Source organism: Photobacterium nomapromontoriensis (assembly GCF_050336815.1).
GTDB classification, from domain to species: Bacteria; Pseudomonadota; Gammaproteobacteria; order Enterobacterales; family Vibrionaceae; genus Photobacterium; species Photobacterium nomapromontoriensis.
The window spans coordinates 140110-154939 of record NZ_JAKJSL010000015.1; the positions used below are offsets into that span (position 1 = coordinate 140110).

At 43.7% G+C, this 14830-nt stretch carries 21 protein-coding genes; 6 read left to right on the plus strand and 15 right to left on the minus strand.

Annotated elements, in window-relative coordinates; all coding sequences use genetic code 11:
- Positions 1-199: 199 nt before the first annotated feature.
- From L4D12_RS01305 to L4D12_RS01355, 11 genes are all read right to left on the minus strand, one after another.
- A complete protein-coding gene (locus tag L4D12_RS01305) occupies positions 200-1642 on the minus strand; it encodes an SNIPE associated domain-containing protein (RefSeq protein WP_428446005.1) in 1443 nt (480 codons plus the stop codon).
- A gap of 3 nt (positions 1643-1645) precedes the next feature.
- The gene (locus L4D12_RS01310; protein WP_428446006.1) at positions 1646-1960 is read right to left on the minus strand and encodes a hypothetical protein; all 315 of its coding nucleotides are present in this window, start codon (positions 1958-1960) and stop codon (positions 1646-1648) included.
- 355 nt (positions 1961-2315) lie between these two features.
- Complete coding sequence (locus L4D12_RS01315) at positions 2316-2702, minus strand: hypothetical protein (RefSeq protein WP_428446007.1); 387 nt, start codon at positions 2700-2702, stop codon at positions 2316-2318.
- 2 nt (positions 2703-2704) lie between these two features.
- Positions 2705-2941: a hypothetical protein gene (locus L4D12_RS01320; RefSeq protein WP_428446008.1), complete on the minus strand. Its 237-nt coding sequence runs from the start codon at positions 2939-2941 to the stop codon at positions 2705-2707.
- Positions 2938-3093: a hypothetical protein gene (locus tag L4D12_RS01325; protein WP_428446009.1), complete on the minus strand. Its 156-nt coding sequence runs from the start codon at positions 3091-3093 to the stop codon at positions 2938-2940. The genes L4D12_RS01320 and L4D12_RS01325 overlap by 4 nt, the downstream gene beginning before the upstream one ends.
- A gap of 69 nt (positions 3094-3162) precedes the next feature.
- Positions 3163-3468 (minus strand): helix-turn-helix domain-containing protein, encoded by a 306-nt coding sequence (locus L4D12_RS01330; protein WP_428446010.1) that lies wholly within the window; start codon positions 3466-3468, stop codon positions 3163-3165.
- Entirely contained in the window at positions 3465-3908 is a 444-nt protein-coding gene (locus L4D12_RS01335) for a hypothetical protein (RefSeq protein ID WP_428446011.1), read from the minus strand. Before L4D12_RS01335 ends, L4D12_RS01330 begins: the two co-directional genes overlap by 4 nt.
- Before the next feature lie 83 nt (positions 3909-3991).
- The gene (locus L4D12_RS01340) at positions 3992-4708 is read right to left on the minus strand and encodes an AAA family ATPase (protein ID WP_428446012.1); all 717 of its coding nucleotides are present in this window, start codon (positions 4706-4708) and stop codon (positions 3992-3994) included.
- A gap of 41 nt (positions 4709-4749) precedes the next feature.
- Positions 4750-5340, minus strand: a complete 591-nt coding sequence (locus L4D12_RS01345) for a hypothetical protein (RefSeq protein ID WP_428446013.1) — start codon at positions 5338-5340, stop codon at positions 4750-4752.
- Positions 5341-5352: 12 nt separating this feature from the next.
- Positions 5353-6972: a DNA-binding protein gene (locus L4D12_RS01350; protein WP_428446014.1), complete on the minus strand. Its 1620-nt coding sequence runs from the start codon at positions 6970-6972 to the stop codon at positions 5353-5355.
- On the minus strand, positions 6965-7192 hold the full coding sequence (locus tag L4D12_RS01355; RefSeq protein ID WP_428446015.1) for a helix-turn-helix domain-containing protein: 228 nt from the start codon (positions 7190-7192) through the stop codon (positions 6965-6967). Before L4D12_RS01355 ends, L4D12_RS01350 begins: the two co-directional genes overlap by 8 nt.
- Before the next feature lie 174 nt (positions 7193-7366).
- On the opposite strand from L4D12_RS01355, the gene L4D12_RS01360 reads away from it, so the two are divergent.
- Positions 7367-8128: a LexA family transcriptional regulator gene (locus L4D12_RS01360; protein ID WP_428446016.1), complete on the plus strand. Its 762-nt coding sequence runs from the start codon at positions 7367-7369 to the stop codon at positions 8126-8128.
- A 266-nt stretch (positions 8129-8394) separates the two neighbouring features.
- Complete coding sequence (locus L4D12_RS01365; protein WP_428446017.1) at positions 8395-8874, plus strand: hypothetical protein; 480 nt, start codon at positions 8395-8397, stop codon at positions 8872-8874.
- Positions 8875-8960: 86 nt separating this feature from the next.
- Here L4D12_RS01365 and L4D12_RS01370 read toward each other — a convergent pair whose 3' ends face one another.
- Positions 8961-9302, minus strand: coding sequence for a group II intron maturase-specific domain-containing protein (locus L4D12_RS01370; RefSeq protein WP_428446132.1), 342 nt, complete (start codon positions 9300-9302; stop codon positions 8961-8963).
- 214 nt (positions 9303-9516) lie between these two features.
- Here L4D12_RS01370 and L4D12_RS01375 point away from each other — a divergent pair, with 214 nt between their 5' ends.
- Together L4D12_RS01375 and L4D12_RS01380 are read left to right on the plus strand one after the other, a co-directional pair.
- A complete protein-coding gene (locus L4D12_RS01375) occupies positions 9517-9852 on the plus strand; it encodes a hypothetical protein (protein WP_428446018.1) in 336 nt (111 codons plus the stop codon).
- Positions 9853-9983: 131 nt separating this feature from the next.
- On the plus strand, positions 9984-10451 hold the full coding sequence (locus L4D12_RS01380) for a P-loop nucleotide/nucleoside kinase family protein (protein WP_428446019.1): 468 nt from the start codon (positions 9984-9986) through the stop codon (positions 10449-10451).
- Between the two features lie 401 nt (positions 10452-10852).
- On the opposite strand, the gene L4D12_RS01385 is transcribed toward L4D12_RS01380, so the two are convergent.
- The 3 genes from L4D12_RS01385 to L4D12_RS01395 are packed head-to-tail and all read right to left on the minus strand — an operon-like array spanning position 10853 to position 12694.
- The gene (locus L4D12_RS01385; RefSeq protein WP_428446020.1) at positions 10853-11485 is read right to left on the minus strand and encodes an imm11 family protein; all 633 of its coding nucleotides are present in this window, start codon (positions 11483-11485) and stop codon (positions 10853-10855) included.
- 16 nt (positions 11486-11501) lie between these two features.
- Positions 11502-12113, minus strand: a complete 612-nt coding sequence (locus L4D12_RS01390; RefSeq protein ID WP_428446021.1) for an AHH domain-containing protein — start codon at positions 12111-12113, stop codon at positions 11502-11504.
- Between the two features lie 8 nt (positions 12114-12121).
- Complete coding sequence (locus L4D12_RS01395) at positions 12122-12694, minus strand: hypothetical protein (protein ID WP_428446022.1); 573 nt, start codon at positions 12692-12694, stop codon at positions 12122-12124.
- A gap of 56 nt (positions 12695-12750) precedes the next feature.
- Here L4D12_RS01395 and L4D12_RS01400 point away from each other — a divergent pair, with 56 nt between their 5' ends.
- Together L4D12_RS01400 and L4D12_RS01405 are read left to right on the plus strand one after the other, a co-directional pair.
- Entirely contained in the window at positions 12751-13191 is a 441-nt protein-coding gene (locus L4D12_RS01400) for a Mor transcription activator family protein (RefSeq protein WP_428446023.1), read from the plus strand.
- Between the two features lie 410 nt (positions 13192-13601).
- Entirely contained in the window at positions 13602-14552 is a 951-nt protein-coding gene (locus L4D12_RS01405) for a hypothetical protein (protein ID WP_428446024.1), read from the plus strand.
- The last annotated feature ends 278 nt before the right edge of the window (positions 14553-14830 follow it).

The window sequence follows — 14830 nt, forward strand, 5'->3', positions numbered from 1 at the left end:
GAACAGAATGTGTATGAGCAATAGCCCTAACAAAAAAAGGGGCAGAACTGAGCTAGCCACGGTAGCTAGCTCAATGCTGGATGAAAACAACTTAGGATTGAAACTCTAAACCATTAACTTCGAGTAAGTTGAATTTTGGAAAAGCCTGACGATGGAGATCGTACTAAACAGTACATTTTCACATTATGCTACATGGCCTTTATGCTGCTTCACTTAATCTCAAGCTTTCATAGTAATCCTCAGCCAAAGCAGTCATTTTAAATTCGGCTCCTATTCCAGCCATCTTTTCTACGGCTTCTTGGATAGATGCTAGGTCGACATTAAAGAACTCTTTGCGAAGGTTTACAGCGTTTACACGTTTAGAATTGAATTCGCGGTGTAGCGCTGTTTCAAGAGCTGGAGCATCATCGGTGTAAATCATGGCATGTACGTCAAATGGGAATGGTACACTTGCATCGCCTAGTTCTTTAACCCTGTCCATAGGCTCTAGACGGCGAGTAAGACCGATCTTGTAAACATCCTCACCAAACGAACCAATATTACTGATGATGTAAACATGCCCCTTACGAGTTTGTTCCGCCATACTCTTAGCTCGTTCTTCTTTGGCTTCTGCTTCAGCGAGTTGTTGCTCAAGGATTGCTATGCGTTGCTCCATTTCAGAGCGATCCTGCTCAGTAGCCTTAGCAAGTTCTCGCTGTGCTTTATCAAGAAGATTGCGGTACATTTTTTCTTCTTTTTCGGCATCGGCAATCGCTTTCTCAAACTCTTTAATAGCTCGCTGTTCTTCACGGATCTGCTCTTTGATAAGCTTCTGCTCAGCGACCTCTTCTTGCTTTTTAAGTGTGTATTGGTATTGAAGCTTACACTCTTCGAACTTAAGTTCGATGTAATCTATATCAAATCCGCACTCTAAAGTCGCTGCTGACTTCTCTAGTGTATTGGCAAGTTTTTCTATACGTTCTAAAGTACGCCCAAACGAACTCGGCGACACCTTGCCGATAAGAAGGTCACATTCAATATTAAAAGCAGTAAGCATGAGCTTAACCTGACCATTTAGAATTTTATTATTGAATGACTTGTCGTTAGATATTACCGTCGACTCTGGGAAAGAGATCGCTGTTTTATCTTTGATCATGTCTTTTTGCTGCTGCCTAACGTCTTTGATCTCTTCAGCGAATCGAATAGATGTTTCATAAAGGTACTGCGGCATTTCAAAATGACCATGAGCAGTGTATTCATCAAGCCTTGAATATAAGTCGAGATCACCCATTAACTCTTCTAGATCAAGCTCGCCTTTTTCAATGCTTGAGTTAAGTTCATCTAATGTTGATTTAGTCGATTCTAAGGTCGCTTGCTGCTCTTGAATGCTCCGTTTTAGAGCATCATCTTGTCCTTTCAAAGCTTGAAGCTCAGCAGTTTCCTCATTGATTTTATCTAGCTCTCGCTTTGCGGTTTCATTGGCAGCAATTATTATTTCTCGGCTTATACACGCTGAATCATATTCCTCTTTTGTTTTTGCTAGTGCTTCATCTAGCGACTTATATTGCTCGATTTTCTTGTCTGCTGAGCGTTTTGTTAGAATATAAGTTAATACGACAGCTACTAATGATAAGCCTGCCAACATCAGTAAATTATTATCCATTGATTACTTTAGAACCTCTTGTATGAATTGCTTCCTAAGAGCGGCTCGCTCTTCACATCGCTCCTGGTATTCTTCTGCGGCGTTAGCTACAGCGTCTTTAAAAGCTTGCTTTGCTGCTGACTTATTTAGTCTTACTTGCCTCTGTAATTCGCGCTGAGCTTCTCGCTCTTCTCTCTCGTGTTCTCTTATTGCCTGAGCATGCGCTCGCTCACGAGCTTTTTGCCTACGCTGGGATTCACGAGCAGCTTGCTTGTTGGCTCTATCTATTGCCTTAACAACCTTTATAGCCGTTCGTAAACCACTACCTCGTCTAGCCAATAGTTTCTCCTTTAAAGTGGTGTAATGCTGACTTTTTGGATGCTAGCACAATCAAATATGTGCAACTGGTAGTTTTATCAAACAGATGGAATATTTTTAGGATTTATGGCGTATAAAAGGGATTACTTTTAGTAGGGTAAACACATGCGACATCAGCCATATAACACACTGAATCCAATCGATTTTTCCGCATAAATGAGTCAGCGACGATCTCACTAACTCACCTTTATCCATTTTCAACTTACTGAACATTGAATACTGTTTCTCAAGCTATGCGGCTAACTTCCTTCATACACCAATAAAAAGCCCTGCACATGCAGGGCGATAAACGTATTGCAAGGCTGTCATTCACCGCTTACGCGTTAGCGTTTTGATAAACATCGGCAATGGCTTGCGGGGTAAAGGGCCGTTGCATGATCCTTGATGTTCTCGAATGATGCAGTACCGACGGATAAGCGCGCTGAACGATATGGAGCCTGTTTCTTGGCTGGCAGCACTTCCCCCGCCCTTTTCGGTCTTTCGCCCAGGTTAAAATGGGCTGCATGCATCGGGCGCAAGGCTCCATTAATGGCTCGGTATTCGTTAAGTAATAGTGCTTACCACTGCGATAGATGAAGCCATGTTTCACCATAGTTTGTAAATAATACTGCAACGTTTTCGCATGACGACAGCCAAGCAAGTAATTGAGTTCATGGCGGCTTAAGGGTGCTTGCTCAAGCTGCTCTGCGATTGCTGCATACACGTTTAAGCCCTCCATGTGATTAAGCATCCTTTCAGCGTAGAAACATGCATCTGATGCCGTAAATTACGTTCTGTAAGGGTGATAGCGACACCCTGACACATCATCATTGGCCGCTCTATTTCAATGACTGGTCGAAGGCGGCCAACCTTAGTTGATTTCACCTCGAAGCCACACTTTTCAAGCTGGCTCACTACTCGATTAATTCGCTGTTGGCGTTGCTGTAATTGCCCTTGTGTCATGACTTCCTCCTTGAATACGTTCTTTTCCATAACAGCTGGTTGTAACGTGACGCTAACCGGATCAGCTCTTTCTCTAGCAATTCATTGAGCTTGGCGATATCCCCGTTCGCGGCGCGTTTGAGGTAGGCCAGCTGGTTTTCCAGGTTGTACACTTCATCTTCACTGCTGGCGCGTATATCAATACGCTGCGACTTGGCGGTGGCTTCCAGCCGAGAGTGTGGTCAGCCCGAACGACAGGCCCGATAAAGCTTCACACGCTCTCGGTTTGAGGATGAAAACGGTTTATTTTGATGCCCTGCGCACTCGTTAACGGGGATACTGCCCTTGATGGGACACATCACCTCACGATGCATCAGGATCCCCTCAACGCTAATCTGAAGCATTTCTGTTGATCCTGGATATGTTCCCCGCAACATCTGACTCAATAGCGAGGGGCTGACCCCCAGCTCTGCGGCTAATTGATTTTGAGATCGCCCCGATACTTCTAGTTCCTGACGCAATACGTCAAGCCATTCAGGCTGATTCATGAGTCCTCCTTAAAGGGATAGAACACCCCTCTGTTGGGGCAGTGCATCCCATCGTCTGTGACTACGGGGTGGACAGGTCCAGTATTAACATTCAGGCGATACACCTCGTCATCGTCAATGTTGACCCTGCGCACTAGCCGAGCACGCTCTAAGGCGCGGATATAACGGCGTGTCGTGACCTCTCCGGCACAAGCCGTTGAACGTAGGTCAAAAATGGAAAACACCTTCATAATCCGGCAGGTATTCCACACCCGTTGCAGTACCTTGGGCCGCCTGCTGCGACGGCGTGAATGACGATTCGGAATTGGAGAGCTATCCACCAGCACATAGCGATTACTTAAAATACAGCCGCCCTTGTCATAGAGAGCGATCCGCTTTTCATCTAGCAAAAATTGCAGGAAAGTGCGCACTTGCGCGTTATTCATTTCGACGGCTTGCATAAGCTGTTTCCCTCTGAATGGCGCGTTGTCGAAGTGACATATGTACTTCCATGCCAAACGGCGTTTCGACATACAGCCTCCAATCAAGCCATTGGCGCTCTAAGCCCATGAAACGGTTGATCGCCCCAATCGGCCAACGTAACCACCTCAAGCTCATTAGCGAGTGCCAGGTGCTCAATTTTGGTTAGGCCGATGGTGATACGTCGCATTTCACCACAGGCACAATGCCGAAGATGGTCGAGCAAAGCTTCATCAGCGGTTACGCCGTCTTCAAGCAGGTTATCCGCCATGATTTGCACGTCTTCCAGATCAGCGGGTTTAAACTCGACCCATTCAGAAATGCGGTTATAGAACTGCTTACGTGTAGAGATACGACGGGCAATCTGATCCATGCCAATCAGAATCACAGGTACTTCGGTGCCATCGTAAAGATCACGGACAGTTTCAAGCATCCGCACGTCACCCATCATGTAATCGGCCTCATCAATGAACAACGGGCGTTCATACATGCTCATTTGCTCGATGATAAAATCGATGTTTTTATTAATGTTGCGGCAAGGTTCGGATCCCAACTCTTCAACGATTCGGCTGGTAATACTCTGGGTGGTGTCATGGGCGCGCGCACTGACGTAAATACCGTTCACCTGGTTGTAAAGGTATGTGGTGGTCGTCGTTTTGCCATAGCCGGACGGGCCATGAATTAAACCGATCCCTGGTACACCGTAGGCACGTTGAAACAGGGTGCTAAACGCGATTTGCGTCGCGGAAACATTTTTAACTGGTGCGACAACGGGTTTCATTGCTAGACTCCTTCTGAGCATGATAAGTGTTCAATGGCACGTTATGCTTGGCGGCTTCGTGCCATTATTTCTTCGATAATGCGTTTTCCTATCTGGTTCTTACTTTTGTAATCCTCAATAAATTCCTTTTCCTTTTGGGTTAACTCACGTTGTAGTGACTGTCCGGCGATATAACTCGCCTTCTCATGTAAATTACGAAACAGAACGTTTTTCTGCTCTGCGAGGCTGGCCTCTCGACGCGCCATCGCTTCACGCTGCTGCGCAAGTTGTTCTAATTCTTTCTCGCTGTATCCTTTCGCCTCTGTGGGTAAGGCGTTGGCTAATCCTTTTAGCGCTTCATTGGTTGTGGGTAACGCTGGAAGCGACAATGTTGATAGGTTGTTTTTGGCCTTATCAGCGGCCAATGCTTCGGCGTATTGGCTGTCTATCCCAAATTCCTGCTGAAACTTCTTTGCGCTTTTACGCAACTGGCCCAGTGATTTTTTGTATTGCTTACGTTGCTCACGGTAGGCCGTTGGTGCGACGGTTCGCCCTATCCACTCATCATTAATTGCTTCGACGTAACTCCCCCAGCTCTCGGTGGGATATAAGGTAGAGCGGCCGACATCGGTAGGGTCAAGAAAGACTCTCACCCGTTTGCGATCTCATTCAGGGTTCATCAGCTCCGGTGCGGTGTAACGTATTCCACCTGTACTGACACCACCTCGGATCACAGTCGCCTCTCCGGCAAAATTAAGAAGATAATCAAGGCTGTGTACCTCCTTCACTTTGCGGGGGCGATACCCCGACTCAACGTATTGCTGATAAGGTGAATTCCCCTTTAGCTTTGAGTGCTTCAACTGGTGATAACGATGCTCTAACCAATCATTCATGATCTCTTCGAGTTCGGCTGGCTCTAGAGCAAGTTCAATCGCTTCTTGCTCGGCTTTTTTCTTTCCTTCACCAATACGTTTAGCGAATGTTTTTACCGCTTTAATTTGCTGCCGTTCCGTGACGGAGTGACCGATATAACCAGGCAGTAACTCAAATAAGCCTTGGCTGAGGGTACGAAAGAAACGCTCAATAAAGGGTTTCTCCCATCCAGAAAAAGCATTTGCACGGGACTGCTCAATATTGAGCATGTCAAAAATCGCGGTGACTCGTTTTGAAACATAGTCTGAACCGTTATCGGTTCGCGCTACGCCGCCATCATTCAACATGCCCCACTCCATCAAGCAATTACGAAGCAGCAAGCAGATCCCCTCAGAGTTAGAGGTGGGCGATAACAACAATTTGACCCGTCGGGTATACACATCGATAACGGCAATGATGCTATGGCGCACCAACTTGCCATTAACCCGTAATTGCACATCAGTTGGGGTGCTATCAAACTCCCAGCAATCATTCGGGGCTTGTACCCAGGGATACATTTTCCCAAACAATGGGCGGTGCTTATTGTTGTAGTCGTCGGGATTCGTCATGTAGGCAAACGCGGCCCCGTTATCGGCTTTCCAGCGTGTTATCCAACGGCTGATCGAACTCGGACTTGGTATCTGCCAATGAGGATATTGAGCCAATTTTTCGTTAATCATTCGCTCTAGCACATAGGGCCGAGCAGCTAAATACGGTTTACCTGTAATCACTGCAAAAAGGTAATTTTGTAGATCGGGCTGTTGCTCTATCAGGCTGGCGCGTCTGTTGTGATGGTAGTTACCCGCAAGTCGTGCCAACCCCTTTTCATCAAGCTGCTTTAGCCAGCGGCGGCAACTCTGCCAACTGACTTTCTCAACCTGTTGATATACCCATAGTTCAAAATCAAACTGCTGAGCGTTATAGGCTTCATCAAAGAGCTTTTCGCCAAGCGTCAGCTTATTGATATCCTTATACGGAGCGAGGTACGTTTCTCGTGATTTTAAGATCAATAATCGGGCATTGGCTCGGGTTTGCTGCTCGGGTGACAATGTTTGAAACACCATCAACGATTCGGCTTTAGCCTGCTGTTTATCTGCCGTATCCACCACCTCTTTGCGGGTTATCGCTTTGGCTTCGATACGTCCGTCATGAGCGGCCTTATCCGTTACGCTCAACGCTTCAATCCGCTTTTTGGTTAAATACGCCTTGGTTTCATTCGGTAAACTGTTAATGTGAAATTCGTTTCCTTTTCCTCTCTTTCGAGGACGTGAAACCCAACCTTCCTTTTTAGCTTTAATGCGTATATTGCGATCTGATTTAGGCAATCCAGGCAAATCCGCCAATTGAGAAGAGGTGAACCACTCGTTATTCATGTTCATCCCCGACTAAATCAACACCTAACGTATGCGATAGTTTGTGAAGTATCTCTAAATACACCGCACCACGTACTTTATGCTGCTTTTTTGGCGCATGATTACGGATACACTTTTGAACGGTTCTCGGGTTAAATCCATTAGCTCTAGCCCAACTACGGCAGCTAAAGCCTTGTTGTAGAAGCGCTACGCGAATATCGATGGCGGTGACTATCTTCATAGGATCAGTTACACTCCTTTAAAAGTTCGCACTACGAACAACCAGAATTTATACGTTCGCACTGCGAACATATGCAATCAATCTAGATCGTAAATGTTCGCACATCAACACATTTGAAGTGATATGCATCTAAAAATGCGCATCAAAACATATAATAAATGGTAAGCTGTTGATATGGATAATAAAAAAAATGAAAACGGATCGTCATCTGGTAATCGGATCGCGGATCCGATTCAGAACAACGAAATCGGATCACTACCGGATCGACTAAAAGAGCTTATTGGTGTGCAATCGGTGCGAAGTTTCGCACTAGAGATGGGCGTATCAGAGACAGCTATCAGGAAATATCTGAAGGCGGAAACAGCCCCTAGCTTAGATATCTCACTGCGTATCTGTAAAACATGTGATGTGAAACTTGAATGGTTCGTAACGGGATACGGCCCCAAAGCCCCTTATCGTAGTGATAACGAACAGCCGGATTTCATCACGGCTTGTCCATCAGACAAACCTGATTTCGAAGAAGAGTTTGTAATGGTGCCTGGCTATCATATTCAGGTGTCAATGGGTAATGGCTGCAATGCTTTTGACGAAGAACCCAAGCGCTATCTGGCTTTTCGGCGTAAGTACCTTAAATACCGAAGATTGAACCCTAAACAACTCGCTGTTGTTTTTGCTAGAGGGGATTCGATGGTAGATACAATAAAGGATAACGATTCTTTACTGGTTAATCTGGATTCGACTACACCGATAGATGGCCTGATCTTCGTCGTGCGTATGGGTGATGAACTGTATGCCAAGCGTATTCAAAAAAGCTTCGACGGCTCGATTCGCCTGATCAGTGACAACAAAGAATACAGCCCTATCGAAGTACCAGTTGAACAACTCGATCAGCTCTGCATTATTGGGCAAGTAGTTCAGCGCTCCACTGACCTTTAAAAATAAATTAGTCTGAATGCAATCTGTCAGTTTCGTTTCCTCGATGTGACAGGTTGCCATAAATTGGTTCTGTTCAGCTACGTGTTACAGCGGAATGGCGTAACACGCCATTGCCCGAATCCATTGCGCAGTGACCCGTACGATTCAATGATTTAACTCATTAAAAATAAGCTTTTTTTGTGAGTATAGTGTCATTAAAGAACCAATACAGCAACTGCGTAAAAGCGAGCATGTTGTTTAATACACTGTTATGTACTTGAGGGAATATGAAAGTTTTTGAATTACAGGAAGTATTTCTGACGGAACTGGGCTCTCTTCTTCCTGAGTGGAAGTATGTTAAATCACAACGCACTTTTAAGCTAAAGTCTGGTAATTGCAATTGGTATTTACATATTAGTTGTATTAATCATCCGTCAGATTTTGATGCAACAGCTGATGTTGCTGTTGAATTTTTAGATAAAAGGAAGAAGTTGAAAATTGTTGGTGCTGAGCTTGGAAACATAGAGGGTTTTGGGCAACGACGCTTTCCAGTGGAATCGTATGACGATGCTGTAGGTTCTGCACGTAGATTGAAGCTCTACTTCGAAAGCGTCGGTCTTCCTTTCCTTAATTTGTATAGCGATCCAAAAGTAGTGCTATTGTCACTTAAAAAAGGTGGTAAAGAGGCTATGTTAATCAGCCCTTTACTAAATTTACACGCCCAGCAAATTGAAATACTAAACCAGTACATTGAAGCTCGTACATAATCGGGTAGCCGGAGGTATTTCCCCTCCAGCCCCCACACCACCCTGCATGCGGATCCGAACAGGGCGGTTCATTCAGAACGCCTAACTTAGATCTTCTGGTTAGGATATTGAACAGCGATCCATCCGTCTTTTAGTGAAAATAATCCCGCTTTCCTAAGGTAATCATTACTCAGCGCTTGCTGTATTCCCGGTGTTTTCGAACTTCGCCACGGCCCTTTGCTTGTTATTCCACAACCAACGGCAGTTTGGATCCAGACACCACGTTTAAGTAAATTTTGCACCTTTGTCCGAGGTTTACGCCACTGACGCCAGTAGCACATACGTACTCGCCGACGGATCCACTGGTCTAAATCGACACACACTTGATAAGCGTTAGTGATACCAAAATAGTTAATCCAGCCTTGCTGGTATTGTCGTAGTTTGAACAGTTAATAACTCATACTGACACCCCAGTTTCGGTTTGTTAGCCGCCTTATCTTTTGTTTCAAAATCGTCCGAATCCATTGCACAGTTACCTGTACGCTTTTATGCTTTAATTTATTGAAAATAAACTATTTTTGTGAGTATAGTGTGATGAAAGAACCAGTATAGCAGCTGCGTGAAAGCGAGCATGCTGTTTAATACACTGTTACAAGGCTTAATATGGCTCAGTCCCGATATATAGAGATAAAAGATGGTGACACCTGGGCAAGTTTGGCCAAGGAATTTGGTGCTTGGCTCAAGGAAAGAAATCTCACTGAAGGCTTTGGATGGAGCGAAGGTGATGCTCTGACAATCAACGAATCCATTTCTTTCTTCTGCTTTAGTTTTCCAGATCGGTACGGAGAAAGAATTAATACTTTCGATGATTGGGCAAAAGAAACGGGAAGACTATACGGCATTAAGTCAGGTCGAATTATTGAATTTCCAGCTGACACCAATCTAAATGTTGTATTGCCACCAGAAAACGAAATTGAGGTTCCGTCATGGCTAAAATGAGTTGTCTGCGAGGTCAGTCTTGTAACAAGTCAAAGCACCCGGAATTGGCAAAGTTGTCACCTTTTTTGTTCCAAAAAATCCACCAACTTCACCAAGCCGGTATTTGAGGCGTTATAAGCTAAAGAGGAATTATGACCAAAATCTATTTCGTATGTGGCTTTATTGGTTCGGGTAAAACAACTTATTCCAAAGCCCTTGCCGATGAACATGGAGCATTTCGTTTCTCTATTGATGAATGGATGATCCCTCTATATGGCGAACATATGGATCGTGAGGTTTTTGATAGCCGCTTAGCTACTCTTCAAGGGCTGTTCAAAGAGTCCGCACTACAGCTTTTTTCTTTGGATGTTCCCGTTATTTTTGACTTTGGTTTCTGGAGTAAAGCTGACCGAGATGCTGTTACTGAATGGGCATCGAATGTGGGGGTTGATAGTGAAGTTCATTATCTGGATGTTCCTTTTGACATCTGTAAGCAGAGGGCATTTGTTCGCAACTCAGATTTAAGCGGTAAATCTTATGAAATGACGCAGGAAATGCTTGAGCTATTCTGGTCGTGGTTTGAGGTTCCTGCTCCAAATGAAAATGTTGTTAGGGTTTAGTACTTATAACGTTGCTCACCACTTAATGCGGCATTATCCCTAATTTAACTCATGCTATCCAGCCACAATAGTTCAACGACTGTTAACGCAAAAACCGCGCATTTTTCAAAATGCACGGTTTTTCAAAATCATCCCAAATAGGATCGACTTCAAGATGATTTTTCCATTTTAGCCGATTTCCGATGATGAATCAGATCCCCCCATAAACAGCGGCTAAATCACGTTAGAACACCCAGTGGATAAATTCTCTCACCACCCGTCATTACTGGCCTCACGAGCATCTAATTATCGAATCGTTCTCACGAGTTCCCGAGCCTTCCCACCTAATCCCACCATTGAGTATCTTTTTCATACCTAGTGACTGATTACAGCCTGAATAACTTTCTTTCTAGGCTCTGCACCTAAAATTCGTCACCAGCCTTATAATCGCCAACTTTGAAAAAGTTAACTCCCTTAACCTTCATTTTTTTCAATATGTTAACTAACTTTTCATGAATGAAGATCTCATTTGTAGTCGCACCTCCCATTTGGAAGATTAAACGTTCATTTTCTGCTATTTCATTCATTAACTTACTATTAAATCGATAGCTGTATACATCAGGAAGAACTCTAATTCCTCCGATATGAGTTGAACCATCTTCTGGTAAGTAAACCTCACTTCTGTCGATATCAAGACAATCTAGTGTGTCGAAAGTGTTCAAAGCCCAAAGATCATCCTTGATGATTTTGTTATTTATCTTGTCTCTTATCACGGCTGGATAGAATTGAGAACCATAAAGTCCAGATTCCATTAATTTTTTTAAATTTTCATCAACAATGAAATTTGGAGAATCAAATAAAATGAGGCATTCACTATTTAAAAAGTCAAAATTGTCATTTTTGCTATAAAAAGACAATGCCTCGGCACCGAAATCTAACTTTTCATACTCCCAATCTCGATTAGATGTACTTTCACTTGCATTAATACTGTTATTGTAATCAGAAAACTTATAGTCTTTAAAAACTATATAGTAACATTCTTCCATCAATGGCATTTTCATTTCCCCAACTCTAGCTCATAAGGAATAAGACTACTACTGAAAGACTCAAACTCTGGATGCTCTCTATTATTACACAAACATTTGGCTCTATTTTTTTCTGAGTCGTTTCATGTTCTGGTATACTTTTAGCACCTAGGCAGCCTGAATTTCCTTCTTTAAGAAAGTCATGAATAGTGGTTAGCCTTAAACTAAAGTTCTTAATTCTAAGAAGCACTAAAAGGCTTTGATAGTTTATAAATGCTTGAACTGCCTCACGGTCGTTCTTTTTACACTCTTTTTTTATACTCTGATAGGCATTTTTAGTTATCTTTTTTACGTGTTCGTGGTAGTCATCACTGTGCTCTAAATCTGCGTCATTTGTATCAACAGGTAGCTGTTTTGGGTGATTTCCCCTATGTAACTGCACTTTCAAATGACAGGCGCCTTCTAGTGTTGAAGGTAAAGCAACTAAGTTACCAGCGAGGTTTATGTCGTACCCCATAGCTTTTAATTTTAAGCCTTTACCCGAATCATTCACTCCTTGCTTTGATAACAAGTGATGGACCTGCATCTTAAACCCATGATAAATCGGATGTTTAGGGTCGTTCTGCGCGGGTCCTAACACATTCTCTCGGTATCCCATTATATCACCTAAATATATTCAATCTCTCCCCGCTGAGAGCGAGGTGTTTTATGATCTTCAGAGCCGCAACGGCGACATTCACCTGTGCGCTGTATACTGGCTTTTCTGACTGTTAGTGTCTGCGCAGGGGAGTGTTGATATTGACCCAGTGGACGTTTGGAGAGTTTTTCTGCCAAACGATCATAGTCACTCAGAACATCAACCAAGCCTTCGAGTGTTTTTGTAAACGAATCCAATGCTTTTGCCGCATGTGCTAATCCATGAATGCGTTTTGTTCCGACCGCTAACTTTGCTGTGATAACTGTCATACGAGCTGCGACACCAGTACCCATGGTTAACAGGCCCAAAACGAGGGTGAGAATAACTTCGAGGAACAGGAATGCGCCCGCTTTCCCCCCGTAGTAGCTATAAAAGTTGGGAGGAACTGCCTCTACCATCAACGAGATGTATGCGAGGTAAGTTAATGCGCTTGTGTGATCTTCAATGATGGCAAGTGCTTTCGGGTAGTTTTCATATTGCTTAATTTCTAGTGCCCATTCAGCATCAAATTCCATCAGCACGGTGTCTACGAACGTTTCCACCGCATCAATATCACCTTCAGCCAACCGCTTAGGCAACAGCCGGATGGCCTCACTATGTGTTGCACCCCACTAACGAGCGTCAGATTTGGCCATCATCACTGGCCACTATCTATGATGTATTACTCTCTGAATTTAAGCGAAAACACCCCAAGCTGACTGAAGAAGTGCGTCATGAGCTGGTGAAAGCCGTGGTGCTGGGAATATCAGAGCATTGCGGAGGCGCTGATTTTTACCTGCCTAAAGGCCAGTCCATTCATCTTGCCATTCGTAATAGTGAAATTTTCAGCCTTCGAGACGTATTCACCACCCGCGAACTGGCCCCAAAATACGAACTTTCAAATCGCCAAATTTCAACCATACAGTGTGAACAAGCCTCACTCAGAGAAACAGGCAAAAGCAATACAGATACATTCTGGCCTTTGACCCTCGTCAAGCTCTATGACAGCATTTTAAAAGCCATTGTATCTGTGGACCTTGGCACTGATACCCATCAATAAGCGCTGGCGAAAACAGCCGTACTTGCGCTTTCATTCTACTGTGGTGGCCGTGCGATTTACTTACCAAAAGGAAGGCGCAACAGCGAGCCATCGAACAATTACGGGGCATCAATCCGGTACTCGTTCATCCATAGCAGTTCAAAGCCAGTAGTAAAAAGACTGGACTTCCCTACTCTACAGCCAGTATCGAGGCCGGATGAACTACCTTGAAAGAAGACAGTTTAATCTGGGAAAGAAGCAAGACACGTTAAATTGGGATAAACAAACATCTGTAGCCGCAAAGTTGAAAAGTCTCTTTTATTGGTGGCGAAATACCTGTTTTTCTAGTGATTGTGTGCCTTTTTCGATGAGCGTATTTCGGTAAGATAAAACTTTGGTATTCTGTCGTTTTTCCCCGCAGAGTGATCGAGATGCGATACCAATCCGCCCCTTTATTGTCTCTAGAGAAGCAAGAAACGACCAAAGAACGCGCCGCACGGCACCGACGAGAGCGACAAGAAGAATTAAGTTCTATGCCTTCGAATGAGGCGCAATGCACAGCGCTGCATGAAAAAGTGTTGGCAGGCCGAGTGGAACGAGGGGAAGAGCGCGCCACGAAGGCCGAGGTCGATCGCTCCGTCACAAACTGGCTTTTTAAGCGACCAGCTACTGCAATCGCACAACAAAATATTATTATGGATGGGGTTTATATTTGGGTTGAGACAACAAAAACAGGCCATGCGTTTATATCTACATTTGAAAACGGGAATCATACTCTCTATTCGTACGGTCGATACGATAATATTGACGGTTTTTTAACTGGTGAAGGTGTGCTGGTTCGCTATATAGGTAACAATGCCATTGAGTATATGAAGGTTAACCTGTACAAATACCAGGCACAAGTTTACTTAATTACCGATGTCACCATTGCTAAGGTCAAAGATGTATTTGATGGAATACTTAGTGCCAGTGATGAGTTGCCAGATAGCCCGAAAACACCTGATAGGGTAAAACAAAACGGGAAAGTTGTTGATAGATACGATTTAACTGGTAACAACTGTACGACTTATACTGTTGATTCGTTAAAAAAAGCTGATTCACGAGTTTTTAATACTGATTGGCTAGGCGTAGTTAAATACTCAGAAGACTTTATGATCCCCTCCTCGTTAATGGATTTCTTAAACCAGAAGAGCGATAGTTTTTCTATGAATGTGATCAATATGACTCATAGGTTTAAAGATAAGCTTGATAATTCAAATGGTGAAGCTCCAGAAGATAAGGGATTAAACCCTCCTCAATCCTTAGGTACGTCTGGTAGAGGTGTGGGTTATATTGGTCAAAGTTCGGGATATTCAGGTGGTACATCTGGTGGGTCTTTTTAAAAAAATATTAATTACCACATTAATGCTTTGTAATTTTGTGGTGTTTATTGCAGTAGGTGCAGGGGTTGCAATTGATGAAAAGAATGCATCCTCGTTTGGAGGTGTATGTGTTAATGCCATCGCCGAAAGAAACAACTTGATGGTGGATAGCGTATTAATAACAAATTTAATTTACATTATTATATTGGCTATAATTGCGTGGTCGTCATTCTCGAAAAGAAAAACATCAAAACCTGAGACCTCACACAACACAACGAATAAATAACTTTTCTGTTAAA